This window comes from Streptomyces sp. NPDC055140, from assembly GCF_053607285.1.
On the sequence record NZ_JBSGTG010000204.1, the window covers coordinates 1 to 1,276 of the forward strand.

At 70.5% G+C, this 1,276-nt stretch carries 2 protein-coding genes; both read left to right on the plus strand.

Features of this window, described 5'->3' with window-relative positions; translation table 11 throughout:
• A partial coding sequence (locus ACWFR4_RS49005) for an amidohydrolase family protein (RefSeq protein WP_453658491.1) occupies nucleotides 1-776 on the plus strand: 776 nt, incomplete at its 5' end.
• A 99-nt stretch (nucleotides 777-875) separates the two neighbouring features.
• On the plus strand, nucleotides 876-1,276 hold a 401-nt coding region (locus ACWFR4_RS49010), incomplete at its 3' end, for an ABC transporter ATP-binding protein (protein ID WP_453658493.1).

The window sequence follows — 1,276 nt, forward strand, 5'->3', positions numbered from 1 at the left end:
GTGAGCGGGTCGCGCTACAGATCGCCGTACTGCACATCGAGGCGCCCGACGAAGTCCTCGATGAGGCACTGGAGTTGGGGGCAGACCTGCTCGGTGGCTGCCCGCACCTCTCCGACGACCCGCAGGCCGCTGTCGCCCGCGCCCTGACCATCGCCGAGCGGCACGGCGTTGGCGTCGATCTGCATGCGGACGAGCATCTCCGTCCGGATCCGAAGGATCTGCTGCTGCTCGCCCAGGCTGTACGGGAGCGGGGCTTCGCCCACGGTGCGACCGCCAGTCACTGCGTGGGGCTGGGCGGCCTGGGCCCTTCCGAGGCCGCCCGGATCGCCAAGGAGGCGGCGGCATCCCGGATCGGGGTCGTCGCGCTGCCGCTCACCAACCTCTACCTCCAGGGCCGCGACACCCCTGCCCGCACCCCGCGCGGTCTGACCGCCGTACGCGCCCTCCTGGACGCGGGCGTGCCCCTGGCCGGGGGCGGCGACAACATCCGCGACCCCTTCAACCCGGTGGGCAGGGCCGACCCCCTGGAGACCGCTGGACTCCTCGTCGCGGCAGGTCACCTGACGCTGCCTGAGGCCGTCCACGCGGTGACCACCGGAGCGCGCATGGTCCTCGGGCTACCCGCCGCAGGGCCGTACGAGGGTGCGATCGCCGACCTCCTGGCCGTGCGGGCCGACTCGCTCTCCGGGGCTGTCGGTGCCTCGTACCCGGACCGGATCGTTTTCAAGGGCGGGCGAGCGGTGAGCCGTACCACGGTGATCCGCGAAGCGCTCTGACTGGTCCAGGGCGTAAACGCCCGGGATACCCCGCCGAAACAATGAATGTTGATGCTACGAACATCAGTAACGCTCCACGGCCCACAGGAAGGAGTCGATGTGGCGACAGCAGTGCAGACGGCGCTGAGCTTCGTAGCCATCGACAAGCGTTTCGACAGCGGAACCACTGCACTCTCGGGTGTGGATCTCCGCGTCGGGGCAGGGGAGTTCGTGGCGGTCGTGGGCCCCTCCGGATGCGGCAAGTCCACCCTGCTGCGGCTCGCCTCCGGTCTCGACGCCCCCAGCGCGGGCGAGATCAGCACCCCGGGCGGGGACATCGGTTACGTCTTCCAGGACGCCACCCTGCTGCCCTGGCGCAGCGTCCTGGCCAATGTGGCGTTGCCGGCCGAACTGGCCGGCCGTCCCAAGGCCGAACGGCACGAGCGCGCCATGGACGCCATCCACCTCGTCGGCCTCGACGGCTTTGAGGAGCAGTTGCCGGGACAGCTCTCGGGCGGGAT